15 protein-coding genes are annotated in these 15640 nt (G+C 65.1%); 5 read left to right on the top strand and 10 right to left on the bottom strand.

The window, feature by feature from the left end; all coding sequences use genetic code 11:
- Positions 1-44: 44 nt before the first annotated feature.
- On the top strand, positions 45-467 hold the full coding sequence (locus AC1P6P_RS11605) for a GlcG/HbpS family heme-binding protein (protein ID WP_481402601.1): 423 nt from the start codon (positions 45-47) through the stop codon (positions 465-467).
- A 603-nt stretch (positions 468-1070) separates the two neighbouring features.
- On the opposite strand, the gene AC1P6P_RS11600 is transcribed toward AC1P6P_RS11605, so the two are convergent.
- Positions 1071-2903, bottom strand: coding sequence for an alkaline phosphatase family protein (locus AC1P6P_RS11600; protein ID WP_481402600.1), 1833 nt, complete (start codon positions 2901-2903; stop codon positions 1071-1073).
- A 140-nt stretch (positions 2904-3043) separates the two neighbouring features.
- On the opposite strand from AC1P6P_RS11600, the gene aspS reads away from it, so the two are divergent.
- From aspS to AC1P6P_RS11580, 4 genes are all read left to right on the top strand, one after another.
- On the top strand, positions 3044-4849 hold the full coding sequence (aspS, locus tag AC1P6P_RS11595) for an aspartate--tRNA ligase (protein ID WP_481402599.1): 1806 nt from the start codon (positions 3044-3046) through the stop codon (positions 4847-4849).
- A 166-nt stretch (positions 4850-5015) separates the two neighbouring features.
- Positions 5016-5696: a hypothetical protein gene (locus AC1P6P_RS11590; RefSeq protein ID WP_481402598.1), complete on the top strand. Its 681-nt coding sequence runs from the start codon at positions 5016-5018 to the stop codon at positions 5694-5696.
- Between the two features lie 18 nt (positions 5697-5714).
- The gene (locus AC1P6P_RS11585) at positions 5715-6113 is read left to right on the top strand and encodes a hypothetical protein (protein WP_481402597.1); all 399 of its coding nucleotides are present in this window, start codon (positions 5715-5717) and stop codon (positions 6111-6113) included.
- Positions 6114-6183: 70 nt separating this feature from the next.
- Positions 6184-6975: a hypothetical protein gene (locus AC1P6P_RS11580; protein WP_481402596.1), complete on the top strand. Its 792-nt coding sequence runs from the start codon at positions 6184-6186 to the stop codon at positions 6973-6975.
- Positions 6976-7210: 235 nt separating this feature from the next.
- On the opposite strand, the gene AC1P6P_RS11575 is transcribed toward AC1P6P_RS11580, so the two are convergent.
- The 9 genes from AC1P6P_RS11575 to AC1P6P_RS11535 all read right to left on the bottom strand — a co-directional run bounded on the left by AC1P6P_RS11575 (position 7211) and on the right by AC1P6P_RS11535 (position 15638).
- Entirely contained in the window at positions 7211-7717 is a 507-nt protein-coding gene (locus tag AC1P6P_RS11575) for a F0F1 ATP synthase subunit B family protein (protein WP_481402595.1), read from the bottom strand.
- A gap of 32 nt (positions 7718-7749) precedes the next feature.
- Positions 7750-8286: a F0F1 ATP synthase subunit B family protein gene (locus tag AC1P6P_RS11570; RefSeq protein WP_481402594.1), complete on the bottom strand. Its 537-nt coding sequence runs from the start codon at positions 8284-8286 to the stop codon at positions 7750-7752.
- Entirely contained in the window at positions 8286-8513 is a 228-nt protein-coding gene (locus AC1P6P_RS11565; RefSeq protein WP_481402593.1) for a F0F1 ATP synthase subunit C, read from the bottom strand. The genes AC1P6P_RS11570 and AC1P6P_RS11565 overlap by 1 nt, the downstream gene beginning before the upstream one ends.
- 15 nt (positions 8514-8528) lie before the next feature.
- Entirely contained in the window at positions 8529-9290 is a 762-nt protein-coding gene (locus AC1P6P_RS11560; protein ID WP_481402615.1) for a F0F1 ATP synthase subunit A, read from the bottom strand.
- A gap of 9 nt (positions 9291-9299) precedes the next feature.
- Positions 9300-9626, bottom strand: a complete 327-nt coding sequence (locus AC1P6P_RS11555; RefSeq protein WP_481402592.1) for an AtpZ/AtpI family protein — start codon at positions 9624-9626, stop codon at positions 9300-9302.
- A 111-nt stretch (positions 9627-9737) separates the two neighbouring features.
- On the bottom strand, positions 9738-10283 hold the full coding sequence (locus AC1P6P_RS11550) for a type II toxin-antitoxin system RelE/ParE family toxin (RefSeq protein WP_481402591.1): 546 nt from the start codon (positions 10281-10283) through the stop codon (positions 9738-9740).
- A gap of 5 nt (positions 10284-10288) precedes the next feature.
- Complete coding sequence (locus AC1P6P_RS11545) at positions 10289-10510, bottom strand: hypothetical protein (protein WP_481402590.1); 222 nt, start codon at positions 10508-10510, stop codon at positions 10289-10291.
- Between the two features lie 65 nt (positions 10511-10575).
- Positions 10576-15087: an AAA family ATPase gene (locus AC1P6P_RS11540; RefSeq protein WP_481402589.1), complete on the bottom strand. Its 4512-nt coding sequence runs from the start codon at positions 15085-15087 to the stop codon at positions 10576-10578.
- Positions 15088-15116: 29 nt separating this feature from the next.
- Positions 15117-15638, bottom strand: a complete 522-nt coding sequence (locus tag AC1P6P_RS11535; protein ID WP_481402588.1) for a DsbA family protein — start codon at positions 15636-15638, stop codon at positions 15117-15119.
- Positions 15639-15640 lie beyond the last annotated feature (2 nt).

Here is a 15640-nt window from a genome sequence, read left to right as displayed (position 1 = left end):
ACGGTGCGGGGCGGCCCGCGCTCAACAAAGTTGTGAGGGAAACGATGCAGACCATCATGGAAATCGGTCACGACGAGGCGCTTCTCGCCGTGCAGACTATCGTCGAGGAGTTGAAGCGGCGCGGCAAGGCGGCGGTGATCGCGGTCACCGACCGGCACGGCGAACTCGTCGCGCTGATGCGCACCAACGGGGCGCCGTATTCGTCGACGGTCATCGCCGCCAACAAGGCGTTCACCTCGGCGCGCGAGCGCAAGCCCTCCGGCGACATCGGCCAGAGCATCAAGGCGGATGGCTGGGACATCGCGTTCCTGGGTGACCCGCGTTATGTCGGCTGGGATGGCGGCGTGCCGGTGACGATCGGCGGCGAAGTCGTCGGCGCCGTTGCCGTGAGCGGGCTCACCGGCGAGGAAGATGTCGAACTCGCGCGCCTCGCCGCCAGCCGGATCGAAACGCTGCACGCCCGCTAAGTCGACGGCGCCTTCGTTGGCAGGGATCTGCGGCGACGTCGAAAGCCGCCGCGAAATCCGTACGACAGTCCGTACGCGGACGACAACGCCGTCGACGTCGTGGATGTGACAGCTCATGCGCCGCGGAGCGGCCATCGCGGCGTTGGCAAACGCGATCGCGGCTTTCAGGCGGGCGATGTGGTGACGGGCCAAGGCCTTGATCTGTAGCAGTTCAGCCAATTCGCGCTTGACCGCATTGCGGTTGCCGAACGGCGCCCCCACCTTTTTCGTGGCGGACCGTTCGGCAACATAATTGTGCGTGGATTTTTGCGGAGCCCCCCTCTCCCCCTCGCACGCGTGCGGACGCCGACGCGGCTGGCGCTGCATTGGTTGCTGAATGACGGCCGAGGTGGTTTCCATGCGCCACGACAGAAAGGTATCGCTTCCGATGTGGGGACGCGCATGCGCAGGTTCAAGCTAAGCGAGACGCAGGTGCAAAGAAAGTATGGTTAGCGGCCCAGCGATTCTTGCAGAGCGGAGCAGTCTGGTAAATTGATTGTGGCGCGCGCGCTGACGGCACTCGTCAAATCACCTCGCGCGCGGGGGCAGAAAGGGAGCCCCTGCTTACTTCTCCACCAGCCCCACCGCGCGTCCCGGTAATCCGGCGGCATCGAAGTATGGCGTCGTGCCGACTTGCTGCAGGTTGAGGATGGTGTGGAAGCCGTTGGGCGCCTGATCCGACGTGATAGTGCGAGTTTCGACTTTGGGTTCGGTGCCGCCGGTCAGGGCTTCGTCGATGACGCGGCCCTTCAGCGTGCCGGGGCCGGTCAACGTGAGGCCGAGCAGGTGCGCCAGGGTCGGGGCGATGTCGACATTGCCGACGGGCAGGCGGTCGGCATAGCCGCGTTTGAAGTCGGGTCCGAAGGCGGCCATGAAATTGCGGGTATCGCCGCGGCCGAAACTGCCGTGCATGCCCTGGCCGACATGTAGCGAAGTGTCGGCGATTTCGGCCTGGCACATCTGCGGCTCGGGCTCGACGCAGCCGGGGACGAGGAAATTGCGCAGCGCCACGACGATCGCCGGCTGGGGCATTTTCGATGAGCCGATCAGATTGACCTCGCTCATCGGCAGGGCGCCAGCGAAGTCGGCCTTGGGACCGGCGGCGATGAGTGCATCGTTGACGAACAATCCGCCGACATAGGGCGCCTGCACCAGATGATCGAAAATCTTCTTGGCCAAGGCCCGGTCGCCCGACGGCACGTAAACGAAATCACTGCCGCCATTGGCGACGACCACAGCCTCTGGCGCTTCGGGCGAGGGGCCGATCAGGCCGTTGCCCTGAACCGGATGCTCGCCGGAGGAGGCATCCACTTCGGCGCCTTCGCGGTCGGGATCGAACACTTTCTGGCCGAGCCATTCACCGACATCGAGCGCCAGAAAGCCGGGCGCCAGCGTCGGACGGCCGGTGGTGCCATCAGCGGCGGGGATCGCCTTGGCGATGGTGGAAAAGCCATGGTCGGCGGTGACGAAGACGTCGGTCGAGGTGTCGAGGCCGTATTGCTTCAAGGTGTCGATGATACCCTTCAGATCGGCGTCGGCATTGGCGATGGCGGCGCGGCCGCTGGTCGAATTGATGCCGGGCACCATGTGGCCGTCGCTGTCGAGGGCGCCGTGCTGGGTGGTGTCGGGATCGCGCGACCAGTACAGGATCACGAACGGCTTGCCGGAGTCCTTGAGGCGGGGAAGGATCACCTGGGTCAGCGCTTGGCGCAGATAGGCCTGCTGCACGATGTTGGGCGTCGCCGAGAACGGCGGCGCGGGAAGCTGGCCGGTGGCGGTCAGGACTTCGGTCGCCAGCGCACCCTTCAGCACGGTCGATTTGGACGGCGAGCCATCAAGGGCCTGCGGCCGGTTGGTCGAGTCGTCGATGAAGAGGCCGTGCGGGTCCTCGACCGAGCGGCCGTCGCTGTCGAGCGCGGCGAGGTACTCGATGGCGGCGGGGCCCTTCTTGCCGACCACCACCACGTTCAGCCCGGCGGCGCGGGCGGCCTCCACCAGGGTGGTCTGGGCGACGTAATCGGCCGGGTAGTGGGCCTTGACGTCCTTGAGGATGCAGTCGTCCTCGATGAAGGTGACGGTCGCCCCCTGGCGGCACGGCACCGGGAAATTCACCCACATGGAATTGCCGTAATTGCCCGTGTCGCCTGGGAAATGTCCGGTCGCGATGACCGCGGCGTTGACCGTCGTCAGGGTCGGGTAGCTGGAGTGGCTGTTGGTGAAATCGACCCCCTCGGCCTTCAGCCGCGCCATGGTCGGGGCGGTCTGCGGCGTCACCGAGGTGTAGCGCAGCCCATCGGCCACGAAGATAACGATATTGCGCGAGGTGCCGGCGGCGGTCGCGGGCAGGGCGAGGGTCGCAGTCAGGGCGGCGGCGGCGAGGGCGTGGGCGAATCTCATCGGCAGGAAATCTCCGGAAAACCCGCCGAAACTAGCCGATCAGTGCGACAGTTAAAGCAAAACCGGCAACAGACTTGACCAAGAGGCCCCTGACCCGCCACATACCCCCATGTTTTCCTGCATATCCTAAGGACTTGGTCATGCACGCCTATCGCACCAACACCTGTGGTGAACTCCGCAAGAAGGACGTCGGCACCAAAGCCCGTCTGTCCGGTTGGGTTAATCGCCGGCGCGACCATGGCGGCCTGATTTTCATCGACTTGCGGGATCATTACGGCATCACCCAGTGCGTGGTGGAGCCCGACAGCCCGGCCTTCGCCACCGTCGACAAGGCGCGCTCGGAATGGGTGCTGACCCTGACCGGCCATATCGAGGCGCGCACGGACGACACCATCAACCCCGACATGCCGACCGGCGAGGTGGAACTCAGGATCGACGAAGCCGCGGTGCAGGGAGTCGCCTCCGATCTGCCGGTGCCGGTGTTCGGCGATCTCGAATATCCGGAAGAGACCCGGCTGAAGTACCGCTTCCTGGACCTGCGGCGCGAAAAGCTGCACCAGAACATCATCCTGCGCTCGAAGGTGATCTCTTCCATTCGCCGCCGCATGATCGACCAGGGCTTCATGGAATATCAGACGCCGATCCTGACGGCGTCGTCGCCCGAAGGCGCGCGCGACTTCCTGGTGCCGAGCCGCTTGCATCCGGGCAAGTTCTACGCCCTGCCGCAGGCGCCGCAGCAGTTCAAGCAATTGCTGATGGTCGCCGGCTTCGACCGCTATTTCCAGATTGCGCCATGCTTCCGCGACGAGGACGCCCGCGCCGACCGCTCGCCGGGCGAGTTCTACCAGCTCGACCTGGAAATGAGCTTCGTCACCCAGGATGACGTGTTCAACGCGGTGGAGCCGGTGCTGCACGGCGTGTTCGAGGAATTCGCCGCCGGGCGCCAAGTCTCGGCCTCGCCGTTCGTACGCATCCCCTACCAGGAATCGATGCTGAAATACGGCGTCGACAAGCCCGACCTGCGCAATCCGATCATCATCGCCGATGTCGGCTGCGTCTTCGATCGCGACGACGTGGCCTTCAAGGCGTTCAAGGGCAAGACGGTGCGCGCGGTTCCGGCTCCGGGCGCCGCCTCGCAGCCGCGCTCGTGGTACGACAAGCTGGAGGCCTGGGCGAAGACCGAACAAGGCGCCGCCGGCCTCGGCTATATCGTGTTCGAGGACAAGGACGGCGTTCTCACCGGCAAGGGCCCGATCGCGAAATTCCTGCCGCCCGAAGCGCAAGCCGAACTCGCCAAGATCGCCGGGCTGAAAGCAGGCGATGCGGTGTTTTTCTCGGCGAACGCCAAGCAGGATCGCGCCGCCGCGCTGGCCGGTCAGGTGCGCATCAAGCTCGGCCGCGATCTCGGCCTGATCGACGAAAACAAATTCGAATTCTGCTGGATCGTCGATTTCCCGATGTACGAATGGAACGAGGACGACAAGAAGATCGACTTCTCGCACAATCCGTTCTCGATGCCGCAGTTCGACCGCGAGAAATTTTTGGCGCTCGATCCGAACGATCAGGACACCATTCTCGGCCTCAAGGCCTATCAGTACGACATTGTCTGCAACGGCATCGAGTTGTCGTCGGGCGCCATCCGCAACCATGATCCGGACGTGATGCTGAAGGCGTTCGAGATCGCCGGCTATGCGCGCGAAGAGACCGAGGTGAAGTTCGCCGGCATGCTGAACGCGTTCCGCTATGGCGCCCCGCCGCACGGCGGCACCGCGCCGGGCATCGACCGCATCGTCATGCTGCTGGCCGGCGTCGACAATTTGCGCGAGGTTATCCTCTTCCCGATGAACCAGCGGGCCGAAGACCTGATGATGAACGCGCCAAGCGAAGCAACGCTGAAACAGCTGCGCGAACTCCACATCCGGGTGGTGGCACCGGAGAAGGCGTAAGGCGCGACACCGTCACCCTTCGCGCGCCGCCAGCTTGACGATCGCGCCGGGGCGTTTGGCAAGCCGGTGGAGCGCCTCTGAATCGCCGCCGATCAGCGCCATGGCCGAGATGACGACTGCGGCCGGCGTGCTATACTGACCCGGTCGCTTTGGTCCGGGGGCTGGCATGGATACGCGGCGCACGTTTCTGACTTCGGTTGGATTGGGGGTCGCCTCTGTTGCGGCGGCGCGCGCGGCGGATGCGGTGTTTGTGCACCTCAACGATGACTCGCCGAAAGCGACCGTCATCAAGGGCACGCCGACCGTGCTCGATTTCGGTGACGGGCTGAAAATCCCGTGCGACAAGAGCGCGTTTCTCACCCTGTTCGAGGGCAAGATGTTCTGGCTGACGCTTGGGGCCGGGCGGTCGGATTATCCCGAGCGCGCGCAAGGCATGGCGGTGCTCTATGCACTGTCGGCGATGAAGCTGTTGTTGATGACGCTGGCGTTGGCGCCCGACCGCATGGTGCAGACCGACGGCGGCTGGCGGCTGAAGCAGCAGCGCATGGAAAACTACGTGCTCGGCGACATCAAGCTGCCCGGCAAGCCCTATTGGCCGATCAACGATACGCAGCTTTTCGGTGCCAACGACATGGGCACCACCAACATGCCGAACGTGTCCGATCTCGGCGGCGGCAAAGGCAGCGGGCCGAGCCAGGGCAACGGCGCGCAGCCGCAAGGCGCGGGGGCGGGATTGTGGGCGCCTTCGGACCTCAACAAGATCGACGCCTATACCAGCTATATCGTGATGAAGCGCGACGCCGATCTCGCTTACGTGCGGGCCAACGCGCAGGTATTGCTGCGGTAGGCTGCGGCGGAGATTGCGATGCAGGGCACGGTTCGGGTCGGATTCGGGATTGCGGCGCTGTTCGCGGCGGGCGTGATCGTCGTCGCGATGTTCGGCAATCATCAAAGCTGGTTCGTGCGCGCGGCGCAGGCCAATGCGGTGCGCTGCCTGACCGAGGCGCCGTGCGCGCGGATCGAATCCGGCGGGGTCAAGGCTGCGCCGGCGCCGCTCGCCGCTGCCAGCCCTTGCGCGAAGCCGGAAAATTGGCAACCGGTCGACAGCGTCGGGAAGATTGTCGTGATCTGTCGCGACGGGACCAAGGCATACCTCTATCACCTCGGCAAGCTGCGCGGCGAGGCCGGCGGCAACGAACAGTGGATGGCGTGCGCCGAACCCACCTGCCAGCACGAAATTCCCGACCTCATCAAGCTGATGTGATCGTCGCGTTCCGGTAGCGGAACGGCAGGAATTCGTGTTAGCTTTTGCCGGCGTTTTCGTGGGGGCGGAGATGAAAAAGCTCGCGTTGCTGCTGCTGTGCCTGGTGCTGGTGTCGTGCAACAAGCCAGCCGATCCGCATGTCCGTTCGGTGGCGCTGCTGCAGGACGTTTCCGGCGTCTGGTCGACTTCCGACGAGGAACTGATCACCATCGATTATCGCGACGACAAACTGCGCATCGTGGTGCAAGACGATCCCAAGGACATCCAGCTCGGTGAAGTCGATCCCGACAACGAGACCATCAATCTGCTGGCGCGGCGCGCCGACGACAACAAGCAGGTGATCTGGACGCTGCAGCGCGTCTGGGACAAGGACAAGACCAAGTTTCATCTCAAGCTGACCGCCGATGGTGGTCACGTCGAGGAGCTCGGCTTCGTGCGCAAGATCTCGGCCGATGACGAGGCGCGGCTGAACCGGCTTTATGCGGCGCCGCCGGCCGACACCAGCGGTGGGCAGCCCAACACCGATGGCGATTCCAAGCCCCAGACAAGCGAGGGCAGCGCCGAAGCCGTCGTGCGTTCATTCTATACCTTCCTCGGGGCGGCCGACGGCTCTGCCGCCGCGGCGTTGGTGATCCCGGAAAAGCGCGACAGCGGCGCGCTTTCCGCCGACTCGATCTCGAGCTTCTACGGCTCGCTGCGCGAACCGCTGCGCATCAACAGCATTTCCGCGAACGGCAATGTGGTCGAGGTCGGCTATTACTACGTCGGCCCCAGCGGCAGCGAGTGCAACGGCCACGCCACCGTCACCGTGGAACAGCGATCAGAAGGGCTTTTGATCAGCTATATCTCGGCGAACTGCTGAGACGTCGTGTGTGCCTCGCTGCCCCGCGCGGGTGACGGGGCGACCATGGGCCGGGCGTTGTGCGTGCGGGGCACCTTCGGCACGACGAGCCCCCTTTGGTGCTTCGCACCACTTCCCCCACGGTCTGCGTGCTTGGCGCAAAGATCGTCGCGCCCGTGGGGGCAGAAAGGATTGGCCCCAAACGAAAACGCCCCGCCGGTGAGGGCAGGGCGTTCTCAATGCGGTGCGTCATGGCTTACGGCGTGTTGGCCGAAAAGTCCTTGATCGACTGTTCCACCAGCGCGGCCGAACGGCCGGCGTCGAGGTGCCGGGTAAGCAGCGTCTCGGCGGCGGCAGCGGCCTTGTCGGCCGCCAGCGCCCGGATTTCGTCGAGCGCAGCGGTCTCGGCCTGCTCGATCTTCTCGCGTGCGATCTGGGCGCGGCGTTCGATCTGCTGGCGGAGCTGGGCGCGCGTCTCCTTGGCGAAACGCTCAGCCTCTTCCTTGGCGTCGGCGACGATCTTGGCGGCCTCCGTCTCGGCCAACGCGGCCTTGTGGACGTATCCGGCCAACACCGAAGCGGCTTCCTCGCGCAGCTTCTTGGCTTCGTCGAGTTCCTTGGCGATGGCGCCGGCACGATCGTCCAGCATCTTGCCCACCAGCCGTGGCACCCGCACGTAGAACAAGAGGAAGCCGAGCAGCAGGACAAACCCCGCGGCGACCCAGACTTCGGCTTCTTTGGCGTATTCGAGAACGATATCCATGGACCTGTTCCAGTAGTCGGGCCGCTAAGGCGTCAGGCCCCCACGGCCTTGACAGCAGCTTCCGCCTCATCGGGGGATACATTGACCCCGATAAGCCGGTTCACAATCTCCGCAGCGGCATCTTGCGCCGCTTTTGTGACATGTGTTGCAGCTTCGGCCCGTTTGGCGGCGATTTGGGCATCAGCCTTGGCCGCCGCGGCATGGGCTTCCGCGTCGGCGGCAGCCTTGGCCTTTTCGGTCTCGGCTTCCAGGACCTTGCGGTTGGCGTCGGCCTCGGCATGGGCCTTGGAGCGGGCAGAGGCCAGTGCCGTCTCGTAGGCGGCGAGGGCCGCTTCCGCTTCGGTCTTGTGCTTCTCCGCCGCCGCAATGTCGCCGGCAATCTGGCCCTTGCGAGCACCGATCACACCGGCGATGCGAGGGCCCGCCACGCGCCACAGGATGACGAACAGCGCGGCAAAGGTCACCACGAGCCAGAAAATCTGACTCGGAAAGGTCTCCGTCTTGAACGGCGGAAACCCGGCACTGTGCTGCGCCTCAGTGCCGGTATGCGTGACAGCGGGCTGGCTCATCAGAACATGAACAGGATCATCATGGCGACGAGCAGACCGAACAGGCCGGTCGCTTCGCACAGCGCAAAGCCCAGGAACATGTTGGCGGTCTGGCCAGCGGCCGCGCCCGGATTGCGCAGCGCGCCCGAGAGGTAGTTGCCGAACACCAGGCCGATGCCAACGCCCGCACCCGCGAGGCCAAAGCAAGCCAGACCGGCGCCGATCAGTTTTGCGGCTTCAACACCCATTATCGTAGTTCCTTCTTAGTGATGATCGTGAAGATGAAGTGCTTCGTTGAGGTAGATGCAGGTCAGGATCGCGAAGACGTAGGCTTGCAGGAAGCAAACCAGCATCTCGAGACCGTAAAAGGCGGAAATCATCAGCAGCGGCGCCACCGCCAGCGGCTTCAGCGCCACCACCGATGCACCGCCCAGGAGGACGACGAAACTCGCAAACACGGCGAGCAGCGTGTGCCCGGCGAGCATGTTGGCGAACAGACGGACGCTGAGGCTGATCGGGCGCGTCAGGAACGAGATCACCTCGATGACTACCATCGGGACGATCATCCACCACGGCGCCGGCGGCACGAACAGGCTGAGAAAGCGCAGGCCGTGCTTCATGAATCCGACCACGACCATCACCACGATCACCAGCGAGGCCAGCGCGAAGGTCACCGCGATCTGGCTCGTCACCGTGAAGGTCCACGGGATCAGGCCGAGGAAGTTCGAGAACAGCACGAAGGTGAACAGGGTGAAGATCAGCGGGAAGAATTTCAGCCCGTCGTGGCCCATCGTCGAATTGATCATATTGGCGACGAACTCGTAGGAGATCTCCGCCATCGACTGGCCGCGGCTCGGAACCAGCCGGTTCTTCGATACCGTCACGGTCAGGAACAGCGTCGCCGCCGCCAGCACCACCAGCATGAAAAACGCCTGGTTGGTGAAGAAGATCGGGTGCCCGGCAATCGAGAACAGCGGCTGTTCGATGAGGAAGGGCTTAACCTCGAACTGCTCCATGGGGTTCATGGCCACGGGCTACTTCTCCTTCGGCGCCGTATCGGCGCTTATCTGTTGGGCGGAGCGGATGACGGTTCTTATGCCCGCCGCAGCGCCCAGTAAGAACAAGACGACCAGACCCGCCGGCCGCGTCTGAATGTGCGCCCAATGCTGGAACGCCCAGTCAACACCCCATCCCAAGCCACCGCCCACCACGACCGCCGACATCAGCTCGGTCCCGAGGCGGAAGGCGACGCCGATCGGTGTGTTCGACGTCGAATTCGCTGCCCCTGCAGCATGCTTTTTCCCGACGGCGTCAATCTGTTCGCCGAGGCGCTTCAAATCTTCGGGTTCGGGTGGCGGCAAAGACCGCTCCTGGCTCGCGGCTTGGTTTGAAAGCGGCCGGACCATAGGGGCGAGGCGGAAGGCCGTCAAGCGCGCGCAAACGCGCACAAGCGGCTGAAACTCCAAGGCGAATCAGGGGCGCGGCGATTTGGAGGGGGGCCATTTTAAGCAAATGCGGCTTGGCGGCGTTCCAGCGGCAGACTCGGCCCTGCCTGGGTTGTGGGCGGCACGGCGGTTAAGGGGCAGCGAACCTGCCGTCAGGCGAGTGTTCGACACCCAGGACCTGACCGATCGTTTGAACGTCAGCCGTGGCCCCAGAGGCCGCGCAGATACGGCCCGGTCGCCGCATTCCCGCCGTGAGGCGGTCAGCGTCGAGGGGGGGATGATGGCCGGCAAATCTCGTCTCCCATCGACGACGCGCCAGATAAATATTCCATGCCCCTCAGATTGCGCTTCATAGATGATCAGCCATGGCGGTACGGCGAACAATCGCGGACTGTCGGCAAAATCATCATGTCGGCGCCCGATTCCTGGCCAATCGGCCAAAGCCGCAATGGCGGCGTTGATCCTTCGCAAGATCAACTCGGCCCGTTCAATGCCGCTGTCCTCCGCAACCAATGCGAACAGACCGGCTAAGTCCGCGTCTGCCTCAGTTGAAAGGACAGCTGTCGCTGACATCTGGATCAATCGCCGCTGAACTTTTTGCGTCCCTCGGCAATGATATCCTCGATCGTTCGGGACGACATTTTGCCTTCGGCGACTTCCTTCCGTCCCCGGCGAATGGAAGCGTTCAGCGCGTCGCGATTGCGTGCGACGAAGGCGTCCACCTCGTCGCGGTAGCGTTCATCGTCTTCCACGGCGGGTAGTGGGCGAGAACTTTCACCCATTTTGGGTTTGATGTTCATGGCCGAGAGCCTAGCGCAGATGCGCGTCCTCTGCACTATCCCACTGAAATTGCAGCAACTTCAGTCTATTCCGCCGCCACCCGTTCGGCTTCGGCGAGGCTTACCGAGACCAGCTGCGAGACGCCGCGTTCTGCCATGGTGACGCCGAACAAGCGATGCATGCGGCTCATGGTCAACGCGTGGTGGGTGATGACCAGGAACCTTGTGTCGGTCAGCTTGGTCATTTCCTCCAGCATGTTGCAGAAGCGTTCGACGTTGGCATCGTCGAGAGGGGCGTCGACTTCGTCGAGCACGCAGACCGGCGCCGGGTTCACCAGGAACACCGCGAAGATCAGCGACATCGCCGTCAACGCCTGCTCGCCGCCCGAGAGCAGCCCGAGCGACTGCAGCCGCTTGCCCGGCGGCCGGGCGAAGATTTCCAGGCCGGCTTCGAGCGGGTCTTCCGACTCCGTGAAGGTCAGCTTGGCTTCGCCGCCTTCGAACAGCTTGGCGAACAGCATCTGGAAATTGGTGTTGACCTTCTCGTAGGCCTCCAACAGCCGCTCGCGGCCTTCGCGATTGAGGCTCTGGATGCCGCGGCGCAGACGTTCGATGGCGCCGACCAGATCGTCGCGGTCGCCGGTGAGGTTGCCGAGACGGGTTTCGAGTTCCGTCGCTTCCTCTTCGGCCCTGAGATTGACGCCGCCGAGCGCCTCGCGCTCCTGCTTCAGCTTCTCGACCTTCTTTTCAGCCAGTTCGATCGGCGGAAGCTCTTCGTCGTCCTTCAGTTCGGCGCGCTCGGCGAGGTCTTCCGGAGCGCAATCGAGTTCGTCGCGGACGCGTTGCACCAGTTCGGCAAGGCGGGAGCCGTCGCCTTCCATCACCGCTTCGGCGCGGGCCCGTTCTTCGCGCGCGGCGGAGAGGGCGTGCTCGGCGGCGCGGGCGGCGCGATCGGCTTCGTTGAGGGTCGACTCCGCGACCGCACGGGCGTCACCGGCTTCCTTGCGCGCGACCTCGGCAACGCCGATGGCATCGAGCAGGGCGCCGCGCTTTTCGGCGATGGCGGCCGGCACCGCTTCGGCGGTGACGAGTTCTTCCGCCAACTGCGCCTGACGGCTTTCGAGGTCGGCGATGTGCTCGGCGGCGGCGGCGTTGCGCAGTTCCCAACGGCCGCGTTCTTCGCCGATCACCGCAAGGCGGCGCTCGCGGACTTCGCCATCGCGCTTCAGGTTTTCGAGAACGGCGCGGGCATTGGCGGCGTTGTCGCGGGCTTCGGCGGCGGTCTCGCGGGCGTTGTCGACCGACTGGATAAGGACCTGGCCGTCGCCCATTTCCTCGAGCGCGGCGGCCGTCTGGCGTTCGGCTTCGAGGGCGGCATCGCGCGACTCGGTGATGCGCTTGATCTCGGCTTCCAAGGCGGCGAGCTGCTGGGCGCGTTCGGCGGCCTGACGGGCAGCCTTGTTGGCGGCATCCTGCGCGGCCATCACCGCGGCGGCGGCGGCGCGCTCTTCCTGTTCCAGCGTGCGCAGCGACTGGCGCGCCACTTCGGCGGCGGCCTTGGCGGTTTCGTAAACGGCCTCGGCGGCGCTACGCGCGGCTTCGTAAACTTCCAGCGCGGCCTGTTTGGCCGTGAGATAGGCTTCGTCGGCAGTTGCCTTGGCCGACTGATAGGCGGCCTCAGCCGCAACCTTGGCAGCCTGGAAGGCCTCTTCGGCTTCCGTGGTGGAGGTGAGGTAAAAGTCCTCGGCTTTGGCCTTGGCGGCTTCGTAGCTGGCGACCGCGGCGGCCTTCGATGTCTGGCTGGCCTGTTCAGCCGCCGTCTTCGCCGACAGATAGCGCGCTTCCGCATCCGCCTTGGCCGATTGATAGGCGTGTTCGGCCTCGGCCTTGGCGGCGAGATAAGACTGTTCGGCGTCGGCCTTGGCGGACGAATAGGACTGCTCGGCCTCCGCCTTGGCGGACGAATAGGCCTGCTCGGCTTCAGCCTTGGTGGTGCGGTGAGCTTCTTCGGCCGCAGCCTTGGCCGTCTGATGGGCTTCCACCGCAGCCGACTTGGCGGCGCGATAGGCTTCTTCGGCCTCGGTCTTGGCGGTCGTATAGGCTTCGGCGGCCGCGTCGCGGATTTCCTTCGCGGTCGCGATCAGGTCTTGCAGTTCGGCGAGGCGGTTTTTCTGTTCGAGGCGAACGGCCGCCGCCGACGGAGCATCGGCCGAAGCGCGATAGCCGTCCCAACGCCACAGGTCGCCGCGCGGCGACACCAGACGCTGGCCCGGCCGCAACTCGGCCTGCAGCGCCGCGCCCTGATCGGGAAACACCACGCCGGTCATGGCGAGGCGACGCGACATGGCATGCGGGCCGGTGACGAAATAGCTGAGCGGACGGGCGCCGACCGGCAGGGTCACCGGATCGCTGTAATCGGCGAGATCGCGCCAATGCCGCGGCGAAGCTTCGTCGAGCGGGTCCTGCAACTCGTCACCGAGAGCAGCGGCGAGGGCACCTTCATACCCCGACTGCACATTGACGGCATCGAGCAGCGGCGGCCACTTGTTTTCAGCGCTGGCCGCAAGGATGCGCTTCAAGGCGCTCGCTTCGGTCGTGAGGTGCGTCAGCTCGCGCTCGGCGTTTTCAAGTTCGCTGCGCTTGTCGCGTTCGATGGTTTCGAGCGCGGCGCGGCCGGTGGTGTCGGCCTCTTCGATGCGGGCGCGCCCTTCACGGTCGGCTTCGTCGATGCGGGCGCGACCGGTGGTGTCGGCCGCTTCGATGCGGGCGCGACCTTCGCGCTCGATGACGTCCAGCGCGGCGCGTCCATCGCGGTCGATGGCGTTGATGGCGGCACGACCGTCCCGTTCGATGGCATCGATGGCGGCACGACTTTCGCGCTCGATGGTGTCGAGGGCAGCGCGGCCTTCGCGTTCGGCGTTGTCGACCGCGGCGCGACCGTCGCGGTCGGCATTTTCCACCGCAGCGCGGCCGTCACGCTCGGCGGTTTCGAGGGCGGTGCGGCCTTCGCGTTCGGCATTCTCCACCGCGGCACGGCCATCGCGGTCGACGGCTTCCAGCGCCGTGCGGGCGATGCGTTCGGCGGTTTCGGCCGTGGTGCGGGCGTCACGCTCGGCGGCGTCGAAGGCGGCGCGGGCTTCCTTCTCGGTGTTTTCCAGAGCGGAGCGGGCGGCGCGTTCGGCTTCGTCGAGCACGGCGAATTCGGCGCGGGCGGTCTCGGCCAGCGCGTTCGCGATTTCGGCAAGGCCGCGCGCTTCGACCACGGCAGCTTCGGCGGCCCCGACATCGGGATCGGCGGCGGCGGACGCCTGCGCTTCGGTCAGGCGGTTCTCGGCGGCCTGAAGCTGGACGGCGGCGGTCTCGGCAAGGTCGAGCGAGACGCGGCGCTGGCGTTCCAGGCTGGCGATCTTGGCATTGCGCTCGGCGAGATCGGCCTGCAGCTTTTCGAGCAGGCGTTCGGCCTCGTAGAGGGCCTGGTTCATCTCGCCGTTCTTCTGATCGGCTTCGGTCAGTTCGACGCCGGCGCGTTCCTGCGCCGCTTCGAGCGTGGTCGTCTCGGTGACGAGGGCTTCCAGCGCGGTCTCGGCATCCTGGCGCAGCGCGTGCTCGCGCTCGAGGTCGGCGCCGTTCTGGGCGATGCGCTGGCGCAGCGACTGGGCGAGTTCGCGGGCGCGGGACTCTTCTGCTTCGAGTTCCTCGCGCATTCGGATGAGGCGGGTCAGCGCGGCGGCGCGTTCGGCTTCGACTTCGCGCAGCGGCGGCAACGCTTCGGCGGCATTGGCCTGGACGGTGGCGGCGACGGCCGCGATCTGGGTCGCTTCCTCGACCAGCGCAACGGCCGTGGTCAACGCTTCCTGCGCCGCGGTCGCCTTCAACTGCGCCGAGGTCCAGCGCAGATAATGGGCGAGGGATTCGGCGCGGCGGATGTGGCCCGACAGGTTGCGATAGCGCGACGCCTGCCGCGCCTGCCGCTTGAGGCTAGCGAGCTGGGTCTCAACTTCCTTGATGACGTCGTCGAGGCGGGACAGATTGGCTTCCGCCGCTTTCAGGCGCAGCTCAGCTTCGTGGCGGCGCTGATGCAGGCCGGAAATGCCGGCGGCTTCTTCCAGGATGGCGCGGCGGGCGAGCGGCTTCTGGCTGACCAGCTGGCCGATCATGCCTTGGCGCACGAAGGCGGTGGAGGCGGCGCCCGAGGAGGCGTCGGCGAAGAAGATCTGGACGTCGCGCTGGCGCGCATCGCGGCCGTTGATGCGATAGACCGAGCCGGCCTCGCGCTCGATGCGGCGCGAGACTTCGATGGTCTCGAAATCCTGGTACGGAGGATTGGCGGTGCGGTCGCCGTTGTCGATGGCGAGCGTGACTTCGGCCACATTGCGCGGCGGCCGGCCGGCGGAACCGGCAAAGATCACGTCGTCCATTTCGGAACCGCGCACGGACGTCGGACGGTTCTCGCCCATCACCCAGCGCAACGCATCGAACAGATTGGATTTGCCGCAGCCGTTCGGGCCGACGATCGCCGTCAGACCGGGCTCGATGTAGAGCTCAGTAGGCTCCACAAACGATTTGAAACCGGAAATCCTAAGCCTTGTGAACTTCACGAGGGACTACCCTTACGCTGGGGACGCTCTCACTTCTTGGCGATGAGAGAGTCGAATTTCGCTTTCAACTGGGGCCAGGTCGCCTCGGTGGCTTCCACCACCGTCCCATTGAGAACGAGGGTCGGCGTCGAATTTACGTGGTAGCGCGTGACAGCGTCCTGCGCGACCTGGTTGATCCGTTCTTGTTCCTTCGGGTCCATCATGCACCGGTCGGCCTCTTCCGGCGACACGCCCATGATGCGGGCCATCTGTTTCACCGCGCCGCCGACATCGTCGACACGGTACCCATCCGGATCCCATTTGGGCTGATTCCGAAACATCAGGTCAAGGAACTGGAAATACTTATCCGCAGGCAAACAAGCGCGCGCGATGCCTTCAATGGCGCCATCGGTCGGGCTCAAGGGGAAGTTGCGGAAAATGTAGAACACTTTGCCCTTGTCAATATATTCCTCTTTGATCTTGGGCATCACCGTCGCGTTGAAGTGGGCGCAATGCGGACACGTCGGCGCGGCATATTCGAGCAGCACGACCGACGCTTTGGGATTGCCCAGGG

Source organism: Rhizomicrobium sp. (assembly GCF_056722145.1).
Note: the sequence above shows the minus strand (reverse complement) of the source record. Positions and strands in the feature narration are given on the sequence as shown.

What these genes read in the sequence shown, in the direction of transcription:
- AC1P6P_RS11605 (WP_481402601.1), top strand. Translation starts at nt 45, where the DNA reads ATGCAGACCATCATGGAAATCGGTCACGACGAGGCGCTTCTCGCCGTG.
- aspS (WP_481402599.1), top strand. Translation starts at nt 3,044, where the DNA reads ATGCACGCCTATCGCACCAACACCTGTGGTGAACTCCGCAAGAAGGAC.
- AC1P6P_RS11560 (WP_481402615.1), bottom strand. Translation starts at nt 9,290, where the DNA reads ATGAACCCCATGGAGCAGTTCGAGGTTAAGCCCTTCCTCATCGAACAG.
- AC1P6P_RS11570 (WP_481402594.1), bottom strand. Translation starts at nt 8,286, where the DNA reads ATGAGCCAGCCCGCTGTCACGCATACCGGCACTGAGGCGCAGCACAGT.
- AC1P6P_RS11575 (WP_481402595.1), bottom strand. Translation starts at nt 7,717, where the DNA reads ATGGATATCGTTCTCGAATACGCCAAAGAAGCCGAAGTCTGGGTCGCC.
- AC1P6P_RS11545 (WP_481402590.1), bottom strand. Translation starts at nt 10,510, where the DNA reads ATGAACATCAAACCCAAAATGGGTGAAAGTTCTCGCCCACTACCCGCC.
- AC1P6P_RS11600 (WP_481402600.1), bottom strand. Translation starts at nt 2,903, where the DNA reads ATGAGATTCGCCCACGCCCTCGCCGCCGCCGCCCTGACTGCGACCCTC.
- AC1P6P_RS11580 (WP_481402596.1), top strand. Translation starts at nt 6,184, where the DNA reads ATGAAAAAGCTCGCGTTGCTGCTGCTGTGCCTGGTGCTGGTGTCGTGC.
- AC1P6P_RS11585 (WP_481402597.1), top strand. Translation starts at nt 5,715, where the DNA reads ATGCAGGGCACGGTTCGGGTCGGATTCGGGATTGCGGCGCTGTTCGCG.
- AC1P6P_RS11550 (WP_481402591.1), bottom strand. Translation starts at nt 10,283, where the DNA reads ATGTCAGCGACAGCTGTCCTTTCAACTGAGGCAGACGCGGACTTAGCC.
- AC1P6P_RS11590 (WP_481402598.1), top strand. Translation starts at nt 5,016, where the DNA reads ATGGATACGCGGCGCACGTTTCTGACTTCGGTTGGATTGGGGGTCGCC.
- AC1P6P_RS11565 (WP_481402593.1), bottom strand. Translation starts at nt 8,513, where the DNA reads ATGGGTGTTGAAGCCGCAAAACTGATCGGCGCCGGTCTGGCTTGCTTT.